This window comes from Bacillus sp. FSL W8-1141 (assembly GCF_038593205.1).
Lineage (GTDB): Bacteria > Bacillota > Bacilli > Bacillales > Bacillaceae > Bacillus > Bacillus altitudinis.
On record NZ_CP151973.1, the window covers coordinates 2,078,116 to 2,098,371 of the forward strand.

Annotated in this window: 25 protein-coding genes; 1 reads left to right on the forward strand and 24 read right to left on the reverse strand. The window is 41.1% G+C overall.

Translation table 11 applies throughout. The features are described 5' to 3' along the window. Positions 1 to 63: 63 nt before the first annotated feature. From aroH to NSQ52_RS10580, 19 genes are all read right to left on the reverse strand, one after another. The gene (aroH, locus tag NSQ52_RS10490; protein WP_008344549.1) at positions 64 to 447 is read right to left on the reverse strand and encodes a chorismate mutase; all 384 of its coding nucleotides are present in this window, start codon (positions 445 to 447) and stop codon (positions 64 to 66) included. Next, complete coding sequence (gene aroB, locus NSQ52_RS10495) at positions 444 to 1,535, reverse strand: 3-dehydroquinate synthase (RefSeq protein WP_144665713.1); 1,092 nt, start codon at positions 1,533 to 1,535, stop codon at positions 444 to 446. Before aroB ends, aroH begins: the two co-directional genes overlap by 4 nt. Then, on the reverse strand, positions 1,535 to 2,707 hold the full coding sequence (gene aroC / locus NSQ52_RS10500) for a chorismate synthase (RefSeq protein WP_007500947.1): 1,173 nt from the start codon (positions 2,705 to 2,707) through the stop codon (positions 1,535 to 1,537). The genes aroB and aroC overlap by 1 nt, the downstream gene beginning before the upstream one ends. Before the next feature lie 76 nt (positions 2,708 to 2,783). After that, positions 2,784 to 3,560, reverse strand: coding sequence for a protein-glutamate O-methyltransferase CheR (locus NSQ52_RS10505; RefSeq protein WP_008344547.1), 777 nt, complete (start codon positions 3,558 to 3,560; stop codon positions 2,784 to 2,786). A gap of 144 nt (positions 3,561 to 3,704) precedes the next feature. After that, positions 3,705 to 4,151 carry a nucleoside-diphosphate kinase gene (ndk, locus tag NSQ52_RS10510; protein WP_057079346.1) on the reverse strand — a complete coding sequence of 149 codons (447 nt, stop codon included), beginning with the start codon at positions 4,149 to 4,151 and terminating at the stop codon, positions 3,705 to 3,707. A gap of 129 nt (positions 4,152 to 4,280) precedes the next feature. After that, the gene (gene hepT, locus NSQ52_RS10515) at positions 4,281 to 5,243 is read right to left on the reverse strand and encodes a heptaprenyl diphosphate synthase component II (RefSeq protein WP_024718506.1); all 963 of its coding nucleotides are present in this window, start codon (positions 5,241 to 5,243) and stop codon (positions 4,281 to 4,283) included. Positions 5,244 to 5,267: 24 nt separating this feature from the next. Beyond that, entirely contained in the window at positions 5,268 to 5,972 is a 705-nt protein-coding gene (locus NSQ52_RS10520; RefSeq protein ID WP_007500957.1) for a demethylmenaquinone methyltransferase, read from the reverse strand. Positions 5,973 to 5,975: 3 nt separating this feature from the next. Beyond that, positions 5,976 to 6,743 carry a heptaprenyl diphosphate synthase component 1 gene (locus tag NSQ52_RS10525; RefSeq protein ID WP_024718505.1) on the reverse strand — a complete coding sequence of 256 codons (768 nt, stop codon included), beginning with the start codon at positions 6,741 to 6,743 and terminating at the stop codon, positions 5,976 to 5,978. A 115-nt stretch (positions 6,744 to 6,858) separates the two neighbouring features. Next, a complete protein-coding gene (gene mtrB / locus NSQ52_RS10530; RefSeq protein ID WP_008344541.1) occupies positions 6,859 to 7,089 on the reverse strand; it encodes a trp RNA-binding attenuation protein MtrB in 231 nt (76 codons plus the stop codon). A gap of 23 nt (positions 7,090 to 7,112) precedes the next feature. Beyond that, positions 7,113 to 7,682: a GTP cyclohydrolase I FolE gene (gene folE / locus NSQ52_RS10535; RefSeq protein WP_003215789.1), complete on the reverse strand. Its 570-nt coding sequence runs from the start codon at positions 7,680 to 7,682 to the stop codon at positions 7,113 to 7,115. 190 nt (positions 7,683 to 7,872) lie between these two features. Further along, complete coding sequence (hbs, locus tag NSQ52_RS10540; protein ID WP_003215863.1) at positions 7,873 to 8,151, reverse strand: non-specific DNA-binding protein Hbs; 279 nt, start codon at positions 8,149 to 8,151, stop codon at positions 7,873 to 7,875. Between the two features lie 374 nt (positions 8,152 to 8,525). Next, the gene (gene spoIVA / locus NSQ52_RS10545; RefSeq protein WP_008344534.1) at positions 8,526 to 10,004 is read right to left on the reverse strand and encodes a stage IV sporulation protein A; all 1,479 of its coding nucleotides are present in this window, start codon (positions 10,002 to 10,004) and stop codon (positions 8,526 to 8,528) included. A 205-nt stretch (positions 10,005 to 10,209) separates the two neighbouring features. Beyond that, a complete protein-coding gene (locus NSQ52_RS10550) occupies positions 10,210 to 10,935 on the reverse strand; it encodes a hypothetical protein (protein ID WP_007500961.1) in 726 nt (241 codons plus the stop codon). Between the two features lie 18 nt (positions 10,936 to 10,953). Next, positions 10,954 to 11,157, reverse strand: a complete 204-nt coding sequence (locus NSQ52_RS10555) for a DUF2768 domain-containing protein (protein WP_342473316.1) — start codon at positions 11,155 to 11,157, stop codon at positions 10,954 to 10,956. Between the two features lie 266 nt (positions 11,158 to 11,423). Next, the gene (locus NSQ52_RS10560) at positions 11,424 to 12,461 is read right to left on the reverse strand and encodes an NAD(P)H-dependent glycerol-3-phosphate dehydrogenase (protein ID WP_039165750.1); all 1,038 of its coding nucleotides are present in this window, start codon (positions 12,459 to 12,461) and stop codon (positions 11,424 to 11,426) included. A 14-nt stretch (positions 12,462 to 12,475) separates the two neighbouring features. Then, on the reverse strand, positions 12,476 to 13,786 hold the full coding sequence (gene der, locus NSQ52_RS10565; RefSeq protein ID WP_008344528.1) for a ribosome biogenesis GTPase Der: 1,311 nt from the start codon (positions 13,784 to 13,786) through the stop codon (positions 12,476 to 12,478). Positions 13,787 to 13,945: 159 nt separating this feature from the next. Next, positions 13,946 to 14,140: a hypothetical protein gene (locus NSQ52_RS10570; protein ID WP_008344527.1), complete on the reverse strand. Its 195-nt coding sequence runs from the start codon at positions 14,138 to 14,140 to the stop codon at positions 13,946 to 13,948. Positions 14,141 to 14,146: 6 nt separating this feature from the next. Continuing rightward, positions 14,147 to 15,031: a YIEGIA family protein gene (locus tag NSQ52_RS10575; protein ID WP_007500964.1), complete on the reverse strand. Its 885-nt coding sequence runs from the start codon at positions 15,029 to 15,031 to the stop codon at positions 14,147 to 14,149. Beyond that, on the reverse strand, positions 15,028 to 15,570 hold the full coding sequence (locus NSQ52_RS10580) for a hypothetical protein (protein WP_017359763.1): 543 nt from the start codon (positions 15,568 to 15,570) through the stop codon (positions 15,028 to 15,030). The genes NSQ52_RS10575 and NSQ52_RS10580 overlap by 4 nt, the downstream gene beginning before the upstream one ends. A gap of 178 nt (positions 15,571 to 15,748) precedes the next feature. Here NSQ52_RS10580 and NSQ52_RS10585 point away from each other — a divergent pair, with 178 nt between their 5' ends. Beyond that, on the forward strand, positions 15,749 to 15,880 hold the full coding sequence (locus NSQ52_RS10585) for a YpzI family protein (RefSeq protein ID WP_008344525.1): 132 nt from the start codon (positions 15,749 to 15,751) through the stop codon (positions 15,878 to 15,880). A gap of 176 nt (positions 15,881 to 16,056) precedes the next feature. On the opposite strand, the gene fni is transcribed toward NSQ52_RS10585, so the two are convergent. The 5 genes from fni to NSQ52_RS10610 form a co-directional block, all read right to left on the reverse strand. After that, positions 16,057 to 17,124, reverse strand: coding sequence for a type 2 isopentenyl-diphosphate Delta-isomerase (fni, locus tag NSQ52_RS10590; protein WP_342473317.1), 1,068 nt, complete (start codon positions 17,122 to 17,124; stop codon positions 16,057 to 16,059). A 14-nt stretch (positions 17,125 to 17,138) separates the two neighbouring features. After that, positions 17,139 to 18,290, reverse strand: a complete 1,152-nt coding sequence (rpsA, locus tag NSQ52_RS10595) for a 30S ribosomal protein S1 (protein ID WP_008344519.1) — start codon at positions 18,288 to 18,290, stop codon at positions 17,139 to 17,141. A gap of 223 nt (positions 18,291 to 18,513) precedes the next feature. Next, positions 18,514 to 19,191 carry a (d)CMP kinase gene (gene cmk / locus NSQ52_RS10600; RefSeq protein WP_017359766.1) on the reverse strand — a complete coding sequence of 226 codons (678 nt, stop codon included), beginning with the start codon at positions 19,189 to 19,191 and terminating at the stop codon, positions 18,514 to 18,516. Between the two features lie 71 nt (positions 19,192 to 19,262). Next, entirely contained in the window at positions 19,263 to 19,445 is a 183-nt protein-coding gene (locus NSQ52_RS10605) for a YpfB family protein (RefSeq protein ID WP_008344514.1), read from the reverse strand. A gap of 63 nt (positions 19,446 to 19,508) precedes the next feature. Further along, positions 19,509 to 20,156 (reverse strand): flagellar brake domain-containing protein, encoded by a 648-nt coding sequence (locus NSQ52_RS10610; RefSeq protein ID WP_007500975.1) that lies wholly within the window; start codon positions 20,154 to 20,156, stop codon positions 19,509 to 19,511. Between the last annotated feature and the right edge of the window lie 100 nt (positions 20,157 to 20,256).

The following is a 20,256-nucleotide window of genomic DNA, read 5'->3' on the forward strand; positions in this document are numbered from 1 at the left end:
CATCTTCTCTAAGCTTGCAATGCCGTTCACACCTGTGTGTAAACTTCGGCTGTTCATATCGTATTATAATTCCTTGTTTTTTGTCAACTGTAAATCAGGCCGAAGCGTGACAGCCTCTTCCAAGTATACGTGCTGGATGTCTTCCTGCTTGACATCTGTCTGAACGGTCATTAAAACGCGAATACACTTCTTTAGACCTCCATCAATGTCAAGCTCTTGCATACAAGTGACAGGCACATAGGTCCATCCTTCAAACTGCCTGAGTGCTTTTGCTGGAAAAACAGAGTGAATATCTTGTGTAGCTGAAATCAAGATCTGCACGACACGCTCTGGATCTACTTGATTTTTTGAAATAATCGCTTCTAGCAGCTGCTTCGTTTTGGTTAACACTTCTGTTTCTGTATCTTCTGTCACAGTTGTAGCCCCGCGTATCCCGCGAAACATCATAGACAGCCCTCCTCCCGTTTCCATTCTTCGAGCCAGTGATACAGCTCATCTTTTGTGAAAGATTGCAGGGTGACGTCTCCAACTTGTTTTAGCAAAACAAACTGAACACTCCCGCCTCTTGCCTTCTTATCACCAATCATGCGATCGACAAATGTTTTGGTTGAAATCGTTTGTGTGACTTGTACTGGGAACCCTAGTTCTTTCATCCACACTTTAAGTTTCTCACGATCTAGGCTGAGTCCTTGCTCTTTTTCACTGACATATAAAGCAAACTGCATGCCAATTGCAATGGCATCTCCATGCGTGATCGCACCGTATCCATACTCCGCTTCAATGGCATGCCCTAGTGTATGACCTAAATTCAAGTATGCCCGCACACCTTGTTCTTTTTCATCTTCTTCAACAATGGATGCTTTCACTTGAATCCCTTGATAAAGCATATGTGCCAGTTCATCCTTTGATAATTCTGTCAACGAACGAATGGACATCAGTTCTGATAAAAAGACTTCACTTGAAATCAGTGCATGTTTTATCACTTCTGCAAAGCCTGATCTCAGCTCTATTGGTGAGAGTGTCTCTAGCATACTTGTATCATAAATGACAGCAGCCGGTTGATGAAACGCACCAATTAAATTTTTGCCGAGCGGATGATTGATTCCGGTTTTTCCGCCGACTGCACTATCATGTGCAAGCAGCGTGGTCGGCACTTGAATAAAATCAATGCCTCTCATATAAGTGGCAGCAGCAAAGCCAGCCAAGTCTCCAATCACCCCGCCGCCTAATGCAATGATGCATGAGGAGCGGTCGAGTTGAAATTGGATGGCTTTCGTATGAATCTGCTCAAACTGCGCAAAAGATTTTGATTGCTCTCCGTTTGGCACCACTACTTTGTGTACAGACCATTTCTGTTTAAGTAATTGAACCATTTCATCTCCATAAAGGGCATCGACGGCTGAATCTGTCACGATAAAGAGCTTCGTGTAGGATCGCCCAGTGGAAGTAATCAAGTCTACGATATTTTGTCTAATCCCATCACCGATATATACAGGATAAGTGGCTGAAGACGTCTTCACTTCCAGTGTTTTCATTAAAACTCCCTCTGAAGCTGGCGCATTTTGTCCACATTTTCTTTAATGCGGTCAATTTGATCAAGACCAAACTGCTCAACCACTGCATTGGCGATTTCCCATGCAACGACTGCTTCTGCTACAACACTTGCGGCTGGAACAGCACAGCTGTCAGAACGCTCAATACTTGCAGAGAAAGGTTCTTTTGTTTCAATATCCACGCTTTGCAATGGTTTGTATAAGGTTGGGATTGGTTTCATAACCCCTCTTACGACGATTGGCATGCCAGTTGACATTCCGCCTTCAAGACCACCTAAACGGTTTGTTTTTCTCGTATAGCCTTTTTCTTCATCCCAGATGATTTCATCATGAACTTCACTGCCATTTTTAGAAGCCGCCTCAAAGCCAATACCGAATTCAACCCCTTTAAAAGCGTTGATACTCAGTACTGCGCCTGCAAGCTTGCTATCCAGTTTGCGGTCATAGTGCACATAGCTGCCGACCCCAACTGGCATCCCTTCAACGATGACTTCGACAATACCACCAATTGAATCGCCGTTTTTCTTCGCTTCGTCAATGGCATCCATCATTTTTTGACCAGCTTCACTGTCATAGCAGCGAACAGGTGATTCTTCTGTTACTTTTTGCAAATCTTCAATAGATTCATAAGCGGTATGGGAAGCTTTTACTCCACCAATTTCAAGGACGTGACCAGCCACTTTGATTCCAAGGTGAGCCAAAATTTGTTTCGCTACTGCGCCTGCTGCTACACGAACCGTTGTCTCGCGTGCTGATGAGCGCTCTAATACGTTTCTCATATCACGGTGACCATATTTAATCGCACCATTTAAATCCGCATGCCCTGGTCTTGGACGAGAGATTTGACGCTTCATTTCACTCTCTTCTTCTTCAGTAATCGGCTCTGCACCCATGACCTTTGTCCAGTGCTTCCAATCATTATTTTCAACAACAAGTGCAATAGGAGAACCTAATGTTTTCCCGTGGCGGACACCACTTAACACTTTCGCTTGGTCTTTTTCAATTTGCATTCTTCTTCCGCGGCCATGACCTTTTTGTCTTCTAGCCAGTTCATAATTGATGTCATCCTGCTCTATGTAAAGTCCCGCTGGAACTCCTTCAATAATTGTGGTCAGTTGTGGACCATGTGATTCACCTGCTGTTAAGTACCTCATGACTTATTCTCCCTTCATCGCATTAACGCTTTTAAGTAAAACTATGATAACACACTTCCTACTAAAAAGTCAGCTACTACCCCTTCTTTTGATAAAAGAAAGTATCAGCAGAGGTTAATCCAAACTTTTCTGGGTGAAAAATTTGTTCTGTAGAACCAACAAATAATACGCCGTTTTGCTTTAAACTGCTGCTCATTTTTAAGTAAATTTCTTCTTTCGCCTCTTCTGTAAAGTAGATGAGGACATTTCTGCACACGATGAGATCCAGCTGTTTTTCATATGGATCTGCTAAAAGGTTGTGTTTCTTAAATTGAATGTGCTTTCGAATCTCATCCTTCACCGTGTAAAATGAAGAATCTTCTTTGGTGAAATATTTTTGCTTGATTTGATCTGGCACCTCTTGCAAAGATCGTTCATGATATCTTCCTTTTTGCGCAGATTGCAGGACTTTATCATCTATATCTGTTGCAATAATTTGGAAGTCCTTCACAAGCGGATGGCTTGATAGCAACATTGAGAGTGTATACGGCTCTTCTCCAGTTGAGCAAGCTGCACTCCATATTTTTAGGGTGCCGCTGTTTTTTGAAAGCAGCGGCAGGATTTTTTGATCAAGTACTTCCCAGCGCTGATAGTTTCGGTAAAATTCTGACACATTGATCGTCATTCGATCCATCGTTTCATCTAATAGCGCTTTGTCCTTTTCAAGAGCAGACGCAAATGCCTCAAAATCTTTATATCCTTTTTTATCATAAAGAGATGTTAATCTTCGTTTCATTTGTGCTTCTTTATATAAATTCAGATCTACCCCAGTTAGTTTTTTCCATTTTCCAACAAATACTTGATACTGATCCATCAATGTCCTCTCCTGTCTCATCTATCTTTGTCCTAGTATAGCTGTTTTTATCATAAATTTGTATCATCTCATGCGAAAATTCGTATAGAAATCTCAATATAAAAAAGCCAAAGTGATCATTTGATGAACACTTTGGCTTGAACATTAATAAATCCAGCTTGAGATCGTTTGATCCCAGTTTGTCAGTTCTTCTTGTTTAAAGAAAAGGTTGATTTCTCTTTCGGCACTTTCTGGTGAGTCTGAGCCATGGATAATGTTTTTGCCAACAGTTAATCCATAGTCGCCTCTTATTGTTCCTGGAAGCGCTTCCTTCGGATTTGTCTTTCCAATTATCTGCCTTGTTACGTCTACGACTTGTTCACCTTGCCATACCATCGCAAATACAGGTCCTGACGTAATAAAGTCAACCAATTCACCGAAAAATGGTTTTTCTTTATGCTCTCCGTAATGTGTTTCTGCTACTTCTTTTGGAACGCTCATGAGCTTTGCTCCAACAAGCTGAAGCCCCTTTTTTTCGAATCTTGACACAATTTCACCGATTAATTGTCTTTCCACACCATCAGGTTTGACCATAAGAAATGTTTTGTCCATATACGTTTTCCACCCCGTCGTTATGTATGTATAGGCTTACATTGTTACAAAGTGATCGTATCATTTTTTTTTATAATAATCAATTTTTGACAAAAAATTTCACAAAAAAACCAATCAACGAAACGTTGATCAGAATTTTCGTTTACCTATATATTTTGCAATCGACGCTAATGAAGATTTAGCCCGCCCGCGCGGAAGTTGATCGAGCTGTTCAAATGCTTTTTTCAAATACATTTCACTCACTCGAATGGAACGGTCGATCGCATCTGTTTGTTTGAGATGTTCAATCACAGGTTTCAGCTGCTTTTCCGTCGTTTCACTATTGATCAGCTTCAACTGACCTTCTAACGTCGGGTTCTGAAGCGCATATAAAACGGGAAGAGTGACATTTCCTTGTAAAAGGTCCCCACCAACAGGTTTACCTAATTCTTCTTCAGTTGCTGTAAAATCAAGGACATCATCAATGATCTGGTACGACATACCAACATAGTACCCAAACCAGTAAAGGGCTTTATGTGTTTTTTCATCTGTTCCAGCTGCAATCGCACCTAATTGGCAGCTACCTGCAATAAGCAAGGCTGTTTTTCGTTTAATTCTTCTTAAATATGTACGAAGGTTTTGGTCCATGTTGTATTTATCTTTGACTTGTTCTATTTCCCCAAGACAGAGCTCGACGACCATTTTTGACAAAATTTCATGTGCCATTGGGTGATTGATTTTCGTCATGTACTCGAGTGACCTTGCAAATAAGTAATCCCCCGTGTACATCGCAATTCTGTTGTCCCATTTTGCTTTAATCGTCGGTTTTCCTCTTCTCAGTTCTGCATCATCAATGACATCGTCATGGACAAGTGATGCCATGTGGATTAATTCAAGCGCTACGGCTACATATTTAATTTTATTAATATCATAGTCACCAAACATGCCTGAAAGGAGAACAAAAACGGGGCGGATTCGTTTTCCGCCCGCTTGCAGCAAATGAAGACCGGCTTCACTTAATAATGCATAATCAGAGCGAACGGTTTGTTCAAGCTCTTTTTCAATTATATCGATATCATGATTTAGAAAAGAAATCATTGCTTTTAGTTTCATTATTTTCACCCAAATATCGTTTATTCAAAGCTTCTTTCCGATATGTGTTGCTGCTACACCGCCTGTAAATGGATGATACGAGACATCAGACAGACCGGCCTCTTCAAAAAGAGACGCCAGTTCTTTCATGCCAGGGAACGTTTTGGCTGATTCTTGAAGCCATGAATACTCCTGATAGCTTTTGGCAAACAGCTTGCCAAAGAGCGGCATGATGTATTTGAAATAGACATAATACCCTTGTTTAAACCCAATCATCTCAGGCTGTGATGTTTCAAGGCAGACAACCATTCCACCGGGTTTTACCACTCGTGTCATTTCCTTTAGCACTGTTAAGTAATCAGGGACATTTCGAAGGCCAAAACCGATTGTGACATAATCAAATGAGTTGTCCTCAAAAGGAAGCTCCATTGCATTGCCGTGGAGCAGCTCAATTTGATTGTAGCCGCCTGTTTTCACCTTCGTTTCGCCAACACTCAGCATATTTTTACTGAAGTCAAGGCCTTTGACCTCGCCTGTTTCTCCAACAGCGTCTGCAAGCGCAATCGTCCAATCGGCAGTTCCGCAGCATACATCTAGTGCTTTGGCTCCTTTTTGAACATTCATGAGCTTCATTGTTTTATCGCGCCATTTTTTATGCTGTTTAAAGCTAATGACAGAGTTCATTTGGTCATAGTTTTTATAAATTTTTTCAAATACACCGTGTACTCGCTGTTCTTTTGATTGCTGCATGACTTACCCTTCTTCCACTTTCTGATGGTACGCAGGTTCATTTTTCATATGATCCAAGCGATTTAATAGCTCTTTTTGAACGATCGGAGATGAAACTAGATGCTCCTTGATTGATCGTTTGGCCTTTTCATAGCCTTCACTCTCAAAGTTGTCAAAACATGTATAGGCGTCCGTATAGCTATCGTTCAAAAAAAGTTTTAAATGTTTGTCGTCTTCTGCTTGTTTCATAAAACGTTTATAAACAAGGAAGCGACTTGCAATTTCATTCCAATGCGTCAATTGAAAGTGCTCAGAAATTCTTTGGAATAGCGCAGATTCTACTGTAGCAACACTTTTATAAAAGTGGGCTGCATCTTGAATGGATCGATCATATAGTCTAATTTTATGTTCATTAATCTCTTTGATCGCCGTGGCGAGAGTACGGATCATGTAAATATCTTTCATGTCAGAGAGAAGAGAGTAATAGAGACCGCTGAAATAGTCTCCTGCTAGGATGGTCAACTGACGATTTTTGAACTCGTCTTGTTTGATGGCTGCAGCAGTTGTGACTTCGTCATGGGTATCAAGGGCAATTTGCACAAGCATCGCCGTTAAAATATAATTTTCTTTTTTCTCAGCATCGATTTGAGCTTCATCAAACATTGCATGAAAAAGAAGGAGCTTATCTTCATCGATGAGCGGCGCACGCAAATGCTTCGCCAAATAAGGATGAGAAAGCTTTTTGTTTAATTTTATATTCAGATTAGATAAAATTCCGTAGATGTCTTGCAAAGATATCACCCTTGTCCCAAAAATTACAGTTTCATATGTAGCTCTCTACATTGTATAGAGATTTATTATACCATATCAGGCCTGACTTTCATGCTATCAAGTGCATAGTCGTGCGTTATTTCTTTGCTTCGCTTTGAATTTCACCGAAGCTTGTTTGAATGACAGCATCGCCCCGCACTTTGATGGCTGATGTGTGCTCAGTAAATTGTGCGATAATGACTTCACCTTTATCGAGCTTTTCGGAATGGTGAAATCTTGTATCGGAACCTCTAGTTAAGCCGATCACATTGACACCATTATCAATGGCTTTAATCACCACAAAATCAGATGCTTTATTTTCACTCAATCTGTTCACCTTCCATCTATGGATTAGTCGTTTTTAATAAATGAAAGCACTTCTGCTCTTGCTGCCGCATCATTTGCAAATGTACCGCGTACGGCTGAAGTGACTGTTTTAGCGCCGGGCTTCTTCACTCCGCGCATCGTCATACACATATGCTCTGCTTCAACGACAATCATCACACCATGTGGATTTAAAGTTTCCACCATACTATCTGCAATCGTTGATGTAATGCGCTCCTGAAGCTGCGGGCGCTTTGCCACGGCTTCTACTGCTCTCGCCAGCTTGCTGAGTCCCGTTACTTTTCCGCCGCGCGGAATATAAGCGACATGGGCTTTGCCATAGAATGGCACAAGATGGTGTTCACACATTGAATGAAAAGCAATATCTTTCACAAGAACAAGTTCTTCATGATCTTCACCAAAAATGGTTTTAAAATGTTCTTTTGGATCTTCATTTAATCCCGAGAACACTTCTTCATACATTTTTGCTACTCGTTTTGGGGTATCAAGAAGTCCTTCACGATCTGGATCTTCTCCGATTGCTTTTAATATATCGCGTACCGCGTGTTCGATTAATTCTTTATTTATTTCACTCATATATTATATCCTCCAAAGGCGATTACATTTCATTCAGATTCTAGCACACTTCAGATCCTAAAAGCAAAGGAGAGCGTTCTAAACAAACCATTTGATTCAAAAGGAAAAGCCCCTTATCAAAGGGGCTTTTCTAGACCAGTGTGAAACTGGATATGTATAACTCCTTCAATAGGATCGTTACACATAACGATTATTTACCTGCCACCGCGTCTTTAAGTGCTTTACCTGGTTTGAAAGCAGGTACTTTGCTTGCAGGGATTTCGATCTCTGCACCAGTTTGTGGGTTACGTCCTTTACGAGCTGAACGCTCACGTACTTCAAAGTTACCAAAACCAATAAGTTGGATTTTGTCACCATTTTTAAGTGCATCTAAAATTGTATCAAAAACAGAATCAACTGCTTTTGTCGCGTCTTTTTTAGATAACTCGCTTGCTTCAGCAACCGCGTTAATAAGTTCTGTCTTGTTCATGCCTTTCACCTCCTCCCAAAAATATGCATTCAATAGATTGTTATCATTTCTTCACAATTCATCTTCTTTCTATACACTTTTTTTGAAAAAAAGAGCGTCTAGAAAGCGTCATACATGGCTTTTCATTAGAAAACTTCTCTTTGAAGGAATGTTTGTCCAACAAAGTGAAGATTTTCTGTAAGTAGATTAACACATATGAAATACCATATCAAGCATTTTAAAGGGAAGAATCCTTATTCGTCAAGGATTAAGGGCACTTTTGCGAACGAATATTCCTAATTTCAGCCTGAATCTGACTAATCTTTATACAATTGTCTTTTTATGACTTCACCCGCACACAAAAAAAGACCCCCATCAATGAGAGGTCTCACATCCTATAGAATAATCGCGATCAGACCGCCTGATCCTTCGTTAATAATTCGTTCAAGCGTTTCCTTTAGTTTATACCTTGCATTTTCCGGCATTAGCGAGAGTTTTGCTTGAATGCCTTCTCTGACAAGCGAGCTGAGTGAGCGTCCAAATATATCGGAATTCCAGATAGAAAGCGGATCATCTTCAAAGTCTTGCATTAAGTATCGGACGAGCTCTTCACTTTGTTTTTCTGTTCCGATAATCGGTGCAAACTCACTTTCTACATCTACCTTAATCATATGAATAGATGGCGCGACTGCTTTTAATCTGACGCCGAATCTTGATCCTTGCCTAATGATTTCCGGCTCATCTAAACTCATATCCGACAAAGCTGGTGCCGCAATTCCATAACCAGTCTGCTTCACCATTTTTAAAGCGTCAGACACTTGATCATACTCCGTTTTCGCATGTGCAAAATCTTGCATGAGCTCAAGAAGGTGATCTTTGCCCCTAATTTCCACACCAACCACTTCTTTTAGGATATGATCATATAGATCATCCGGCGCATACAGATCAATTTCTGCGATCCCTTGACCCATTTCAATGCCTGCTAAGCCCGCTCTTTCGATAAAATCGAATTCACTGAACTGACCTACCACTCGGTCAACATCTCTTAATCTCTTAATATCCTTGACGGTTTCTTTCACTGAATCCTGATAACTCTCTCTTAGCCAATGATCTTCTTTTAGTACCATGACCCAGCTTGGCAGGTTCACATTCACCTCAAGCACTGGGAATTCATATAATGCTTCACGAAGTACACTGAGGACGTCTTGTTCTCTCATACTTTCGACACTCATCGCGAGTACAGGAATATCATATTTTTGACTAAGTTCCTGCCGCAGTGCTTCTGTTTCAGGGTGATAAGGTCTCACAGAGTTGATCACCATAATAAACGGCTTTCCAACTTCTTTGAGTTCGTCAATGACACGTTCTTCTGATTCAATATAGTCATGTCTTGGGATTTCCCCAATTGATCCATCTGTTGTAATCACAACACCAATGGTTGAATGCTCTTGAATGACCTTGCGTGTACCAATTTCCGCTGCTTCATGAAACGGGATTGGCTCTTCATACCACGGCGTATTAATCATTCTCGGACCATTTTCATCTTCATACCCGCGTGCACCAGGCACGGTGTAGCCTACACAATCGACAAGCCTAATGTTGACATCCAGGCCATCACTCACGTGAATGGATGCCGCTTGATTTGGCACAAATTTTGGCTCTGTGGTCATAATGGTTTTTCCTGCTGCGCTTTGCGGCAATTCATCCTGTGCTCTTGCACGGTCTGCCTCATTATTGATATTCGGGAGCACCACGAGCTCCATAAACTTTTTAATAAACGTAGATTTCCCTGTACGAACAGCTCCAACGACTCCTAAATATATATCGCCTCCTGTTCGTTCAGCGATATCCTTGAAAATATCGACTTTTTCCAAGTGATCCCCTCCCGGACTTGCTATCCTCGTTTTCAAATAAAATACTCTATACTTCAATCAAACGGTGCTTGAAAGGTGTCAGGACAATATATGTGTATGACGTTGTCCTATTTGAATATGACACCTTTTTTGTTTTGAGAGTATGTTTAGCCATAAAAAAACCTTTCTCCTCATTTATATGCAGAGGAGAAAGGTTCATTCTTGTTTATGACGTCTTTTTTTCTAAAAAAGCCGGCTCACCTTTTTTGTTGATCGTATATGGAACAGAAAACGCTGGTACAAACGGGGTTTCCTGCCAATAGACATCTTGAATATTTTCACCTGGTTTCAGCTTTTGTTTCGTATTTTTCAAAATCTGGGCAAAATCACTGCGATAGTCAACATAGATTTCGCCATTTGAGGAAATCAGTAATGGAAGTGATTCACCCGTGACAGGGCTCGTCACTGTAGGCGGTGCTTTTAACCCTAGTTTTTTTTCATTTAACGTATATAAATCTTTGGATACTACTTTGCCATATGGCGGATATGTATGTTCATCTTGATATATTTTGATCCTTAGACGTAATTCACTGATCGTTTGTGTCATTTTGACATCAAGCAGTTTCACCGTTGGATTTTGTTCGACGTCTGTGAGGACATAGATATATTCGCCCCCGCCTTCAAAAGATGTCGACGGTACATCATGTAAATATCTTGGTGACAGACGCTTAAAGTCAATGACATACTTCTGATAAATCGGTGTGTCGCCTTCTTTTGTTTCAATCGGTAAAAGGCCATTTGTCGCTTTTTGAAAGTCTTCAATCGCTGTCTGCACACTTTGCAGCTGCTCTTTATATGGCACGCGGTTTTCAGCTTTGCGATTCTCTGGATAGAGGCACCCCGTAAGTAAAATAAGTGTTAACAGCATGACACTGATTTTTGCTTTGATCATCACATTCTTCCTTTTTCTTTATTCATTGACCGGCCCGCTAACTACAACTAAAAACACAATGATACCTGATATGAGCATTAAGCTGTACGCGACAGTTGAGACTGTTATTTTCAGAAATCGGCTCTTCAGCTTAAACCTGCTCAAATAAATGGTTACAACGGCTAAAAACATGAGCCCCATTGAACCAAGCGCAAACCACATCTTGATTAAAGCAAAACTCATCGTGCCTGTCCCCCTTTAATATAAACGAATTGTAAGCGTTTATATTTCATTCTAAACCAAAATTAAGTAAAATATCAATCATTTTTCCAATCATTCAGAAAAAAGTGAATAAAAAAACTGAAGCAAAGAGGGGGACTCTGCTTCAGTCATTAGGTCGACTATTTTTCCTCATTCTGTAGAGGCAAAGCTCTATTCAAACTTCATTGTTATGTTATGCAAGTCTTCCCCTTCTTGCATCCTCTACACGCCTAAGTTCAGTCTTCCAATTACTTTGTTTGGTTTTCGAACATGTTCACAAGGTCTTCCATCTCATGTGTTTTCACACGTGCCATCAAGGATTCTACAGCATCGTCTACCTTTTTCCCTTCAAATAGGACGCCGTAAAGAGCCTCTGTAATCGGCATGCTGACCTTGTATTCTTTGGAGAGCTGATAAGCGCCTTTTGTTGTGCGGACGCCTTCGACAACCATCCCCATTTTTTCAAGCACTTCTTCGAGCTTATATCCTTTACCGAGTAAATTCCCGCAGCGCCAGTTACGCGAATGAACACTTGTACATGTGACAATCAAATCTCCAACACCTGTTAATCCGGCGAACGTAAGAGGGTTTCCTCCCATTTTTGTGCCGAGGCGGGCGATTTCAGCAAGCCCCCTTGTGATGAGCGCTGCTTTCGCATTATCGCCATATCCGAGTCCATCTGTGATCCCTGCCGCAAGAGCGATGATGTTTTTCAGCGCCCCGCCAATTTCCACCCCAATCACATCAGGGTTGGTGTACACTCTAAAATTATTGTTCATGAACAAATCTTGAACAAATTGAGCTGCTTCAATATTTTCTGACGAGACAGTCACAGTTGTCGGATGACGCAAGCCAACTTCTTCAGCGTGACTTGGTCCTGACAGGACAACCACTGCTTCCCTTTTCGCTTCTGGGACTTCTTGTTCAATCATTTGAGAAATTCTAAGAAGCGTATCTGGTTCAATTCCTTTACTGACATGAACAAATGGCACCTTTGACGTAATGAACTCATTTGCCTGTTTCAATACTTCTCGAATAGCCTTTGTTGGCACAGCGACAATAATCGCATCTGTCCCTTCTAGTGCCTGTTTCATATCTGTTGTCGCTTGAATAGACGCTGGCAATGCAACATTAGGCAAGTAATCATGATTTTCATGTTTCTCGTTGATTTGATCAATTAATTCTTGTCTATGTCCCCACATGTGTACATCATGATGATTATCAGCTAATACAAGCGCAAGAGCTGTTCCCCAGCTCCCTGCTCCAAGTACTGAAATTTTCTTCATCCTGCTCACCCTTTTTATTTTCTCGCTCTCGCAAATATTTTAATTGGTGTTCCTTCAAAACCAAATGCATCTCGAATTCGGTTTTCTAGGAAACGCTCATAAGAAAAGTGCATAAGTTCTGGATCATTTACAAACACAACAAAGGACGGCGGTTTGATCGCCACTTGTGTTGCATAGTAAATTTTCAGACGCTGTCCGTTATGGGTCGGCGTTGGGTTCATTGCTACGGCATCCATGATAATATCGTTTAGAATGTTAGTTTGAACGCGCATCGCATGATTTTCACTAGCGGTAATAATTGTTGGCATTAACGTGTGAATTCTCTTTTTCGTAAGAGCAGACATGAATAAGACAGGTGCATAATCAAGGAATTGAAAATGCTCGCGAATGTTTTGCTCAAATTCCTTCATTGTACGCTCGTCTTTTTCAACAGCATCCCACTTGTTCACAATGATCACAACGGCTTTACCCGCTTCGTGTGCGTAGCCGGCAATACGTTTATCCTGTTCAATAATGCCTTCTTCACCATCAAGAACAACAGCGACAACATCCGATCGATCAATGGCTTTCAACGCACGGAGTACACTGTATTTCTCTGTTGTTTCATATACTTTCCCTTTTTTTCTCATACCGGCTGTGTCGACAATGACAAAGTCACGTTGGTTGTACGTAAACATTGTATCTACAGCGTCTCTTGTTGTACCAGCAATGTTGCTGACAATGACACGTTCTTCACCGAGCATCGCATTCACCAAAGAGGATTTCCCTACATTTGGGCGGCCGATTAAGCAGAACTGGACCACTTCTTCATCATACTGTGTATCTGGTAAGTTTTTGAAATGCTCTGCGACAGCATCAAGCAGATCACCTAGACCGAGTCCGTGTGTTCCAGAAATCGGATACGGTTCGCCAAATCCAAGTGCATAAAAGTCATACACGTCGCTTCTCATTTCAGGGTTGTCCAATTTATTGACAGCAAGTACGACAGGTTTTTTCGTGCGATATAAAATTTTTGCGACTTCTTCATCCGCAGATGTGACGCCATCTCTTCCATTGACCATAAAGATAATAACATCCGCTTCATCCATTGCGATTTCAGCCTGATGGCGAATTTGCGCCAAAAACGGCTCATCTCCAATATCAATTCCACCAGTATCTATTAAATTAAAGTCATAATTTAACCATTCAGCAGAGCTATAGATTCGATCTCTTGTTACACCAGGTGTGTCTTCTACAATCGATATTCTTTCGCCTGCGATTCGATTAAAAATTGTAGATTTTCCAACGTTGGGCCTTCCAACAATGGCTACGACAGGTTTACCCATAGTACCCTTCCTTTCAATCCAGCCGCGATTCAATATGTTCATCATCATGTTTCAACCGGGATTTATAATTTTCATTCAGTTTTATGAAATAAACCCTTCAAACATGAAGGGTTCAACTTATATATTATATCAATTTTTAATCAGACCACAATGAATAACTTAAAAATGTTTGACGATCAAGTAAAGATCTTCTCCAATGCCGTGTGCAATTCCATCTAAAATGGCCTCTAAATTCATGGCATACATGTCGAGCTCTTCTTTATTTTCACAGAAAAAAACGGCTGTTCCGCCAATGACCCGCTCTTTATTTGTTGTCGCCACAGCCAATATAAATTGTTCAATGGTGTTCGCCATGCCCTATTACCTCACTTTCTTTTTAATGAAATCTGTCGGCATTCTAATGGCATTTTCTAAAATAGGCACCTCTTCTAATACACGGACAGCCAAATCTTCACGCTGCCATTGCGGTAAAATGAATACGCCAAGTGTGCCATTATTCAGATCACGTTTTGCGAGCGGACAAAGCGATGGTTCACCAGAATCTCGGTATACACCAAGCACGTTGGATAAATCAAATAAGATAGCTTGCCGCTGCCCAAGGTTTGCGATGGTTGTGGCCGAGTTAAAATTCTTCGGAGTCAAGATGAACCCCATTCCATGCTCTAAAATCAATTTTTGCTTTTCAGGCAGCCCGATATTCATAATGTAAATATCATTTACGTAAAGTCCTGCGCCGTCAAAACGAAGTTCCCCTTTTTGAATATTCACGATATCCTTTAATTGGCTCCCTGACATTAATAGTTTTGCCATGAAAAAACAAAGAATACCGACCACGGTCCCAACGACGAGCGAAAAGAAAATACAGGCGGTCGTTGTAATAAGGGCAGTAAGAATGGCAATATAATTTCTACTTTCAAAGGCGATCGCAATGCCTTCGATATATGTACTGCCTCGTGAGACAAGCTCATACGAATCCATTTGGGTCAATGTATTTCTTTCCATATTACGCACATCACGAAATTGCGTGGCTGCAAGCGTCAGAAAGGTAATTGCAGTGAATTCTTCCTGGATCAGTGCAGGCATAATAATAGCACCAAGGCCTGATGCGATAAAACCTAGCGCAATGTGAATCACTTGTCCATGAATATATGTGGGATATTGCCGATAATCAGTTCTTAGCATATAAAGCCTAGCCGCCATCCCAAAGATGACACCAATAATCACAGGAAACGTGTAATCCGTCATGTTGATTTTGCAGCCCCTTTTACTGGTTTTCTAGATGAACGGGTGTTCAAGAGTTTTTCAAGCTGACCTACACCTAATAGAAAGACAGCTCCTTGAACAGCCATGGAAAGAAACGAGAGATCTCCTATGACAATGGAAGATGTGAGGCGATGAATCGTAAGCGCATAAAGGGCTTCCCCCAGACATATAGCCATCATCCATAAAGTGATCCGTTCCGTTAACTGATGCCCATATGTTAAACACATCAAGATTAGCAAGGCAAATACAACCCAGTCCACCTTTATTATCGTGAACCAAACTGGATCATATAATGCAAAAATCATAAAAAAGGCATACGCACTGACCATGGAACCTAATTGCATGATTCGCATGATTCGATGAGCAGGCCGAAAGATCACGAATGACATGCAAGCATATAAAAAGGTCATCAAAAATCCTGCATTGATCCTAATGTCTAAAATAGAAACCATGACATGACTGCATATAATATGAATGAGAACACATACGCCCAGCACATTGCGCCACGTGCTTTTCTCCATGATAAATGTCACCATAATCCAAACGAACCATATTGACCAATAATAGTACAATGCCTCCAACCCTCATCACCTCAATTACATTATGGGAAAATCTCCAGTTTTTAAACGTATGAGAAGGTGCGGGATTTGCATGAAATAAACAAGAGGTGACACCCTAATAGTTGAGGAGGGATGTATGATGGGTAAGGATAGACAGGAAAAACGCCTAAAGGCGTCAAGAAGAGTTGAATCTGATCGCGATCAATCCATTCATCACAAAGGGGCAACAACTTTAGAAGGCCCGGAAGACGCTCGTAAAAGAAATCAATAAAAAAAAGACATGTGATTACCACATGTCTCAGCGTGCAGACAAACCCTCGCATTCAGTGTCAGTCCTGCGCATTGGTGCTCACGAATGTCAAATTCGCTCCGCAAAAAGCAGCTGTCTTTCATAGACAAAAAAAGTTTTCTTTCACGCTGAAAAGAAGACAAAGGGCTACATTTCATTTAGTCCTTTGTCTTCTTATTTCTTAAACTATAGTACGTAGTATCCACGCCTCTTTCTTTTAGCCAATGACTTGTTTCCCCTGTAAGCACAATCGGAGCTTGCCTTAGCTCCTCAATTGTTTTCATGCCAAGTACTGTCATCAACATCTTCACATCATCTTGTAGATCAATGATATCAGAGATGAGGCCCTTTTCTCCTCCACTCGTCAGGGATTTTAAGAAAAAGCCGGCTAATCCAACGGCAGACGCACCAAGAGCAATTGATTTTGTCACATCAAGAGCATCTTGAATGCCTCCAGAAGCTAGGACGGTTTGATCTGGAAAGGCTGTATGTACTTCAGCCAGACTCGCTGCAGTTGGAATTCCCCACTGGTCAAAATAGCGAAGTGCTTTTTGACGGCGCAGGTTCTCGATTTTAGAAAAATTCGTTCCCCCAAATCCACCTACATCAACACCAGCAACTCCAGCATCAAATAATTTCTTTGCTGTTTCCTTACTCATCCCAAATCCAACTTCTTTGACGACAACAGGCACCTCAATTGATTCAGTAATGGCTGAGATCCGCTCAACAGCACCTCTGAAATCACGATCTCCTTCAGGCATGACGATCTCTTGAATCACGTTTAAGTGAATTTGGAGCATGTTTGCCCCCAGCATGTCAACGGCATCCCGTGCTTGCTGAATTGTCGCCTCACTGCCCAAATTGGCAAAAACGAGTCCATCTGGATTCACCTTTCGAACCACTTCATACGTACGACGTTCGTCTGCATCTTTCAGTGCAGCCATTTGTGATCCGACTGCTACTGGAATATTGGTTTCCTTCGCTGCGATAGATAAAGAGCGATTAATCTCATAGGTCGATTCTCCGCCTCCACCAGTCATTGCATTGATAAAAATTGGCGAACCGAAAGTCAGTCCGCCAATTGTCGTATGTGTATCAATTTGTGATGTCGCAAGATCTGGTAAACTGGCGTGAACGAAGGAAACATCTTGTAAACCTGTTGCTGCATGCTGGCCAGTCGACAAAGCATGCTCAATATGCTGTTTCTTTCTTTCTGCTCGCGTCAATTTTGATCACCAAATTATTTTAGTTTATTGAGTTTATCACCAATCAGGTCACCAAGCTGGAATCCGCTTGTATTTTCTTCTTTCGCCTGATATTGACGGTAATCCTCTTCGATTTGTTTTTCAGGATTCTCTTCTAATTCACGAATGCTAAGTGAAATGCGCTCTTCATCTTCATTGACATCAAGCACTTTCACTTTCACAGTCTGCCCTTCTTCAAGGACTTCTTGAGGAGTACCGATATGTTTGTGTGAAATTTGGGAAATATGCACAAGCCCTTCTACACCTGGCAGAATTTCAACAAATGCTCCAAAGCTCACAAGGCGTTGAACGGTTCCTTCAAGAACATCACCTTGTTTTACCTTTTCGCCAATTTGGCTCCAAGGTCCTGGTAATGTTTCTTTAATAGATAGTGAGATACGTTCGTTATCGCGGTCAACAGCAAGAACTTTGACTTTCACTTCCTGTCCTTCTTCAACAACGTCAGATGGCTTTTCGACATGCGCATGGGATAGTTGAGAAATGTGAACTAATCCATCAATGCCGCCAATGTCAACAAATGCACCAAAGTCAGTCAGGCGCTGCACTTTTCCATCAATCACACTGCCTACTGCAAGCTTTTGCAGGAAGTCTTGCTTCTTGTCTAATTGTTCTTGCTCAACGACTGCACGATGCGATAGAATCACGCGGTTTTTTTCGCGGTCAAGCTCTACCACAACAAGCGAGAGTGTTTTTCCTTTGTAGTCAGTGAAGTCTTCTACATAGTGTGCCTCAACAAGAGACGCAGGAATAAATCCGCGAACACCAATGTCGACCACTAGGCCACCTTTGACAACGTCTTTTACTTCTGCTTCAAATACTTCTTTTGTTTCAAACTTTTTCTCTAGGTCTTCCCAAGCGCGGTCTGCATCAACAGCACGTTTCGATAAAATCAAAGCATCGTCTTCGACCTTTGTTACTTTAAGCTCTAACTCGTCGCCATCTTTCACGACATCTGATGCTTTTTCAACGTGAAGACTTGATAATTCACTGATTGGGATGATCCCAGGTTGTTTCACATTGACGATATCCACATTGACATGCTTGTCCTCAACTTTAGAAACAATCCCTTTCACTACATCTCCAACCTCTGGTACCTGAACATCGATTTGATTCATTTCCTCTGTCATTTCGATAACCTCCTTGGTCCAAACCTACACAGCTTAGTTAAAACGACTGGGTGAATATGTGTCCTTAGCATGATGATTGCCAGCCGAATATGTATTATAGAAACATTCAAATCAACAGAATTGCTTGAATGATCAATAAAAATAGTATTAGTATAAACTTCTAATAAAAGACCTTGTTTGTCAAGAGATAAACCTCTAACTTATAAAAGTTTTCTAAAATTTCTTACTGTTTTTCTACACGCTCTGCTGCATCTAAAATTTTACCTGCAACCTCTTGAATAGAAAGGGAAGTCGTGTCAATTTCAATGGCATCATCTGCTTTCTTCAGCGGTGATACCTCCCGCTCAGAATCAAGCTTGTCACGTCTTGCAATCTCTTCGATCAGCTGATCGTAATTGACATCATAGCCTTTTTTCTGATTTTCTTCAAAACGACGTTTTGCTCTTTCCTCTACTGACGCAAGCAAGAAAATTTTCACTTCTGCATCTGGAAGAACATGCGTGCCAATGTCTCTTCCATCCATGACGACACCGCCTCGGTTCCCCAGCTCTTGCTGCCTGCGGACCATTTCTTCCCGGACAGCTCTATGCTTTGCAACAACAGAGACTTGATTGCTTACGCGGTCTGTTCTGATGTCTTCTGTGACATCGATCGTGTCTAAATGTACTTTTTGACCTTCGTCAGTTGACACAAGTTCAATGACTGTGTTTTTCAATAACGCATCAAGTGCCTGTTCGTCTTCAAGGTCTACGCCTTGATTGAGTGCTGCAAGTGTAATTGCGCGGTACATCGCACCTGTATCGATATAAATATATGATTTTTTCGCTGCGACAATTTTTGCCACAGTGCTTTTTCCTGCTGCAGCAGGACCGTCAATTGCGATAGATAATTTCTTTTTCATAATACCTCTCCTTGATTGAATCTCCCTTATGAATTGTAACACGATCACCGCTCAAACGGGGGAATTTTCTATCAATCCTTTTGCTTAAATGTCTCAATCCAATCTTCAATGCTCATGTTATTCACACCCTCGTATTGTACGACTTTTGACAAAAATAGTTCTCCTTTCGTCAAGTGAAGGGTGACCTGAACCGCCAAAAGCAGAATGAGCTGAATGAGCACTGCTTTGAATAGCCATCTTTCCATTGTTTTCATACAAAAAGCCTCCAACGCTAGATTCTTTCTCTCTAGTATGGAAGCTTTTGACAACCTTTATTCTTATACTTTTTTCACACGTGTTAGAAGCTGCTGCTGGAAGCAATACTTCATGATGTGTTGCTGGTGGTCGTTTGTGATTTCAGTAAATTCCATGATCGCTCTTGTTTTCCCCGTCTGTTCATCTTGATAAACACGATTCATTTCTGCAATCGCTTTAATTTTCACTGGTTCTTTAAGTGAAAGTTCAAACTCTGTGACGACCTCGCCATATTCTTTTAGTGAGACACCTTCTGGAACAGCAATTGCTACACCGCCAGCACTCATATTGACAATAAATGTGTCGAAGGTTTCTTCACCATTTTGCGTAATGGACGCTTTCACCATCGTATCCACTCGAAGATATTCTCTTCGCTGAAGCCGAATCATTTCTTCTTTTGGCGGAATCGAAACGACAATCATCGGGATATCTTCTTTTCTTTTCCCAATGACTTTGCTTGTACATTTGTATGGAATTTGATTTTCATCGAAAAAGAAGACGGTGATTTCTGTTTCTTGATTTAAATAGATCGTGCGCCCCGTTTCTTTATCAGCTGGATAATTAATGCAAATATCATCGTTATTATTTTCCAAAACTTTCGATTTTGCGGTTTTCACTTCTTTGTTCTCATTGACATACTCAATTGTGATTGCATCCCCTATTTGTAACATTCCTCATCACTCTTTTCATCTGTGAAATCGTATCCTCTCTTATATTAAACCATGTATAAAACAAAAGGAAAAGGCTTATTCGCCTTTTCCTCGCTCCCTT

What these genes read in the sequence shown, in the direction of transcription:
- aroH (WP_008344549.1), bottom strand. Translation starts at nt 447, where the DNA reads ATGATGTTTCGCGGGATACGCGGGGCTACAACTGTGACAGAAGATACA.
- aroB (WP_144665713.1), bottom strand. Translation starts at nt 1,535, where the DNA reads ATGAAAACACTGGAAGTGAAGACGTCTTCAGCCACTTATCCTGTATAT.
- aroC (WP_007500947.1), bottom strand. Translation starts at nt 2,707, where the DNA reads ATGAGGTACTTAACAGCAGGTGAATCACATGGTCCACAACTGACCACA.
- NSQ52_RS10505 (WP_008344547.1), bottom strand. Translation starts at nt 3,560, where the DNA reads ATGGATCAGTATCAAGTATTTGTTGGAAAATGGAAAAAACTAACTGGG.
- ndk (WP_057079346.1), bottom strand. Translation starts at nt 4,151, where the DNA reads ATGGACAAAACATTTCTTATGGTCAAACCTGATGGTGTGGAAAGACAA.
- hepT (WP_024718506.1), bottom strand. Translation starts at nt 5,243, where the DNA reads ATGAAACTAAAAGCAATGATTTCTTTTCTAAATCATGATATCGATATA.
- NSQ52_RS10520 (WP_007500957.1), bottom strand. Translation starts at nt 5,972, where the DNA reads ATGCAGCAATCAAAAGAACAGCGAGTACACGGTGTATTTGAAAAAATT.
- folE (WP_003215789.1), bottom strand. Translation starts at nt 7,682, where the DNA reads ATGAGTGAAATAAATAAAGAATTAATCGAACACGCGGTACGCGATATA.
- hbs (WP_003215863.1), bottom strand. Translation starts at nt 8,151, where the DNA reads ATGAACAAGACAGAACTTATTAACGCGGTTGCTGAAGCAAGCGAGTTA.
- NSQ52_RS10550 (WP_007500961.1), bottom strand. Translation starts at nt 10,935, where the DNA reads ATGATCAAAGCAAAAATCAGTGTCATGCTGTTAACACTTATTTTACTT.
- NSQ52_RS10555 (WP_342473316.1), bottom strand. Translation starts at nt 11,157, where the DNA reads ATGAGTTTTGCTTTAATCAAGATGTGGTTTGCGCTTGGTTCAATGGGG.
- NSQ52_RS10560 (WP_039165750.1), bottom strand. Translation starts at nt 12,461, where the DNA reads ATGAAGAAAATTTCAGTACTTGGAGCAGGGAGCTGGGGAACAGCTCTT.
- der (WP_008344528.1), bottom strand. Translation starts at nt 13,786, where the DNA reads ATGGGTAAACCTGTCGTAGCCATTGTTGGAAGGCCCAACGTTGGAAAA.
- NSQ52_RS10570 (WP_008344527.1), bottom strand. Translation starts at nt 14,140, where the DNA reads ATGGCGAACACCATTGAACAATTTATATTGGCTGTGGCGACAACAAAT.
- NSQ52_RS10575 (WP_007500964.1), bottom strand. Translation starts at nt 15,031, where the DNA reads ATGACGGATTACACGTTTCCTGTGATTATTGGTGTCATCTTTGGGATG.
- NSQ52_RS10580 (WP_017359763.1), bottom strand. Translation starts at nt 15,570, where the DNA reads ATGGAGAAAAGCACGTGGCGCAATGTGCTGGGCGTATGTGTTCTCATT.
- NSQ52_RS10585 (WP_008344525.1), top strand. Translation starts at nt 15,749, where the DNA reads ATGGGTAAGGATAGACAGGAAAAACGCCTAAAGGCGTCAAGAAGAGTT.
- rpsA (WP_008344519.1), bottom strand. Translation starts at nt 18,290, where the DNA reads ATGACAGAGGAAATGAATCAAATCGATGTTCAGGTACCAGAGGTTGGA.
- cmk (WP_017359766.1), bottom strand. Translation starts at nt 19,191, where the DNA reads ATGAAAAAGAAATTATCTATCGCAATTGACGGTCCTGCTGCAGCAGGA.
- NSQ52_RS10605 (WP_008344514.1), bottom strand. Translation starts at nt 19,445, where the DNA reads ATGAAAACAATGGAAAGATGGCTATTCAAAGCAGTGCTCATTCAGCTC.
- NSQ52_RS10610 (WP_007500975.1), bottom strand. Translation starts at nt 20,156, where the DNA reads ATGTTACAAATAGGGGATGCAATCACAATTGAGTATGTCAATGAGAAC.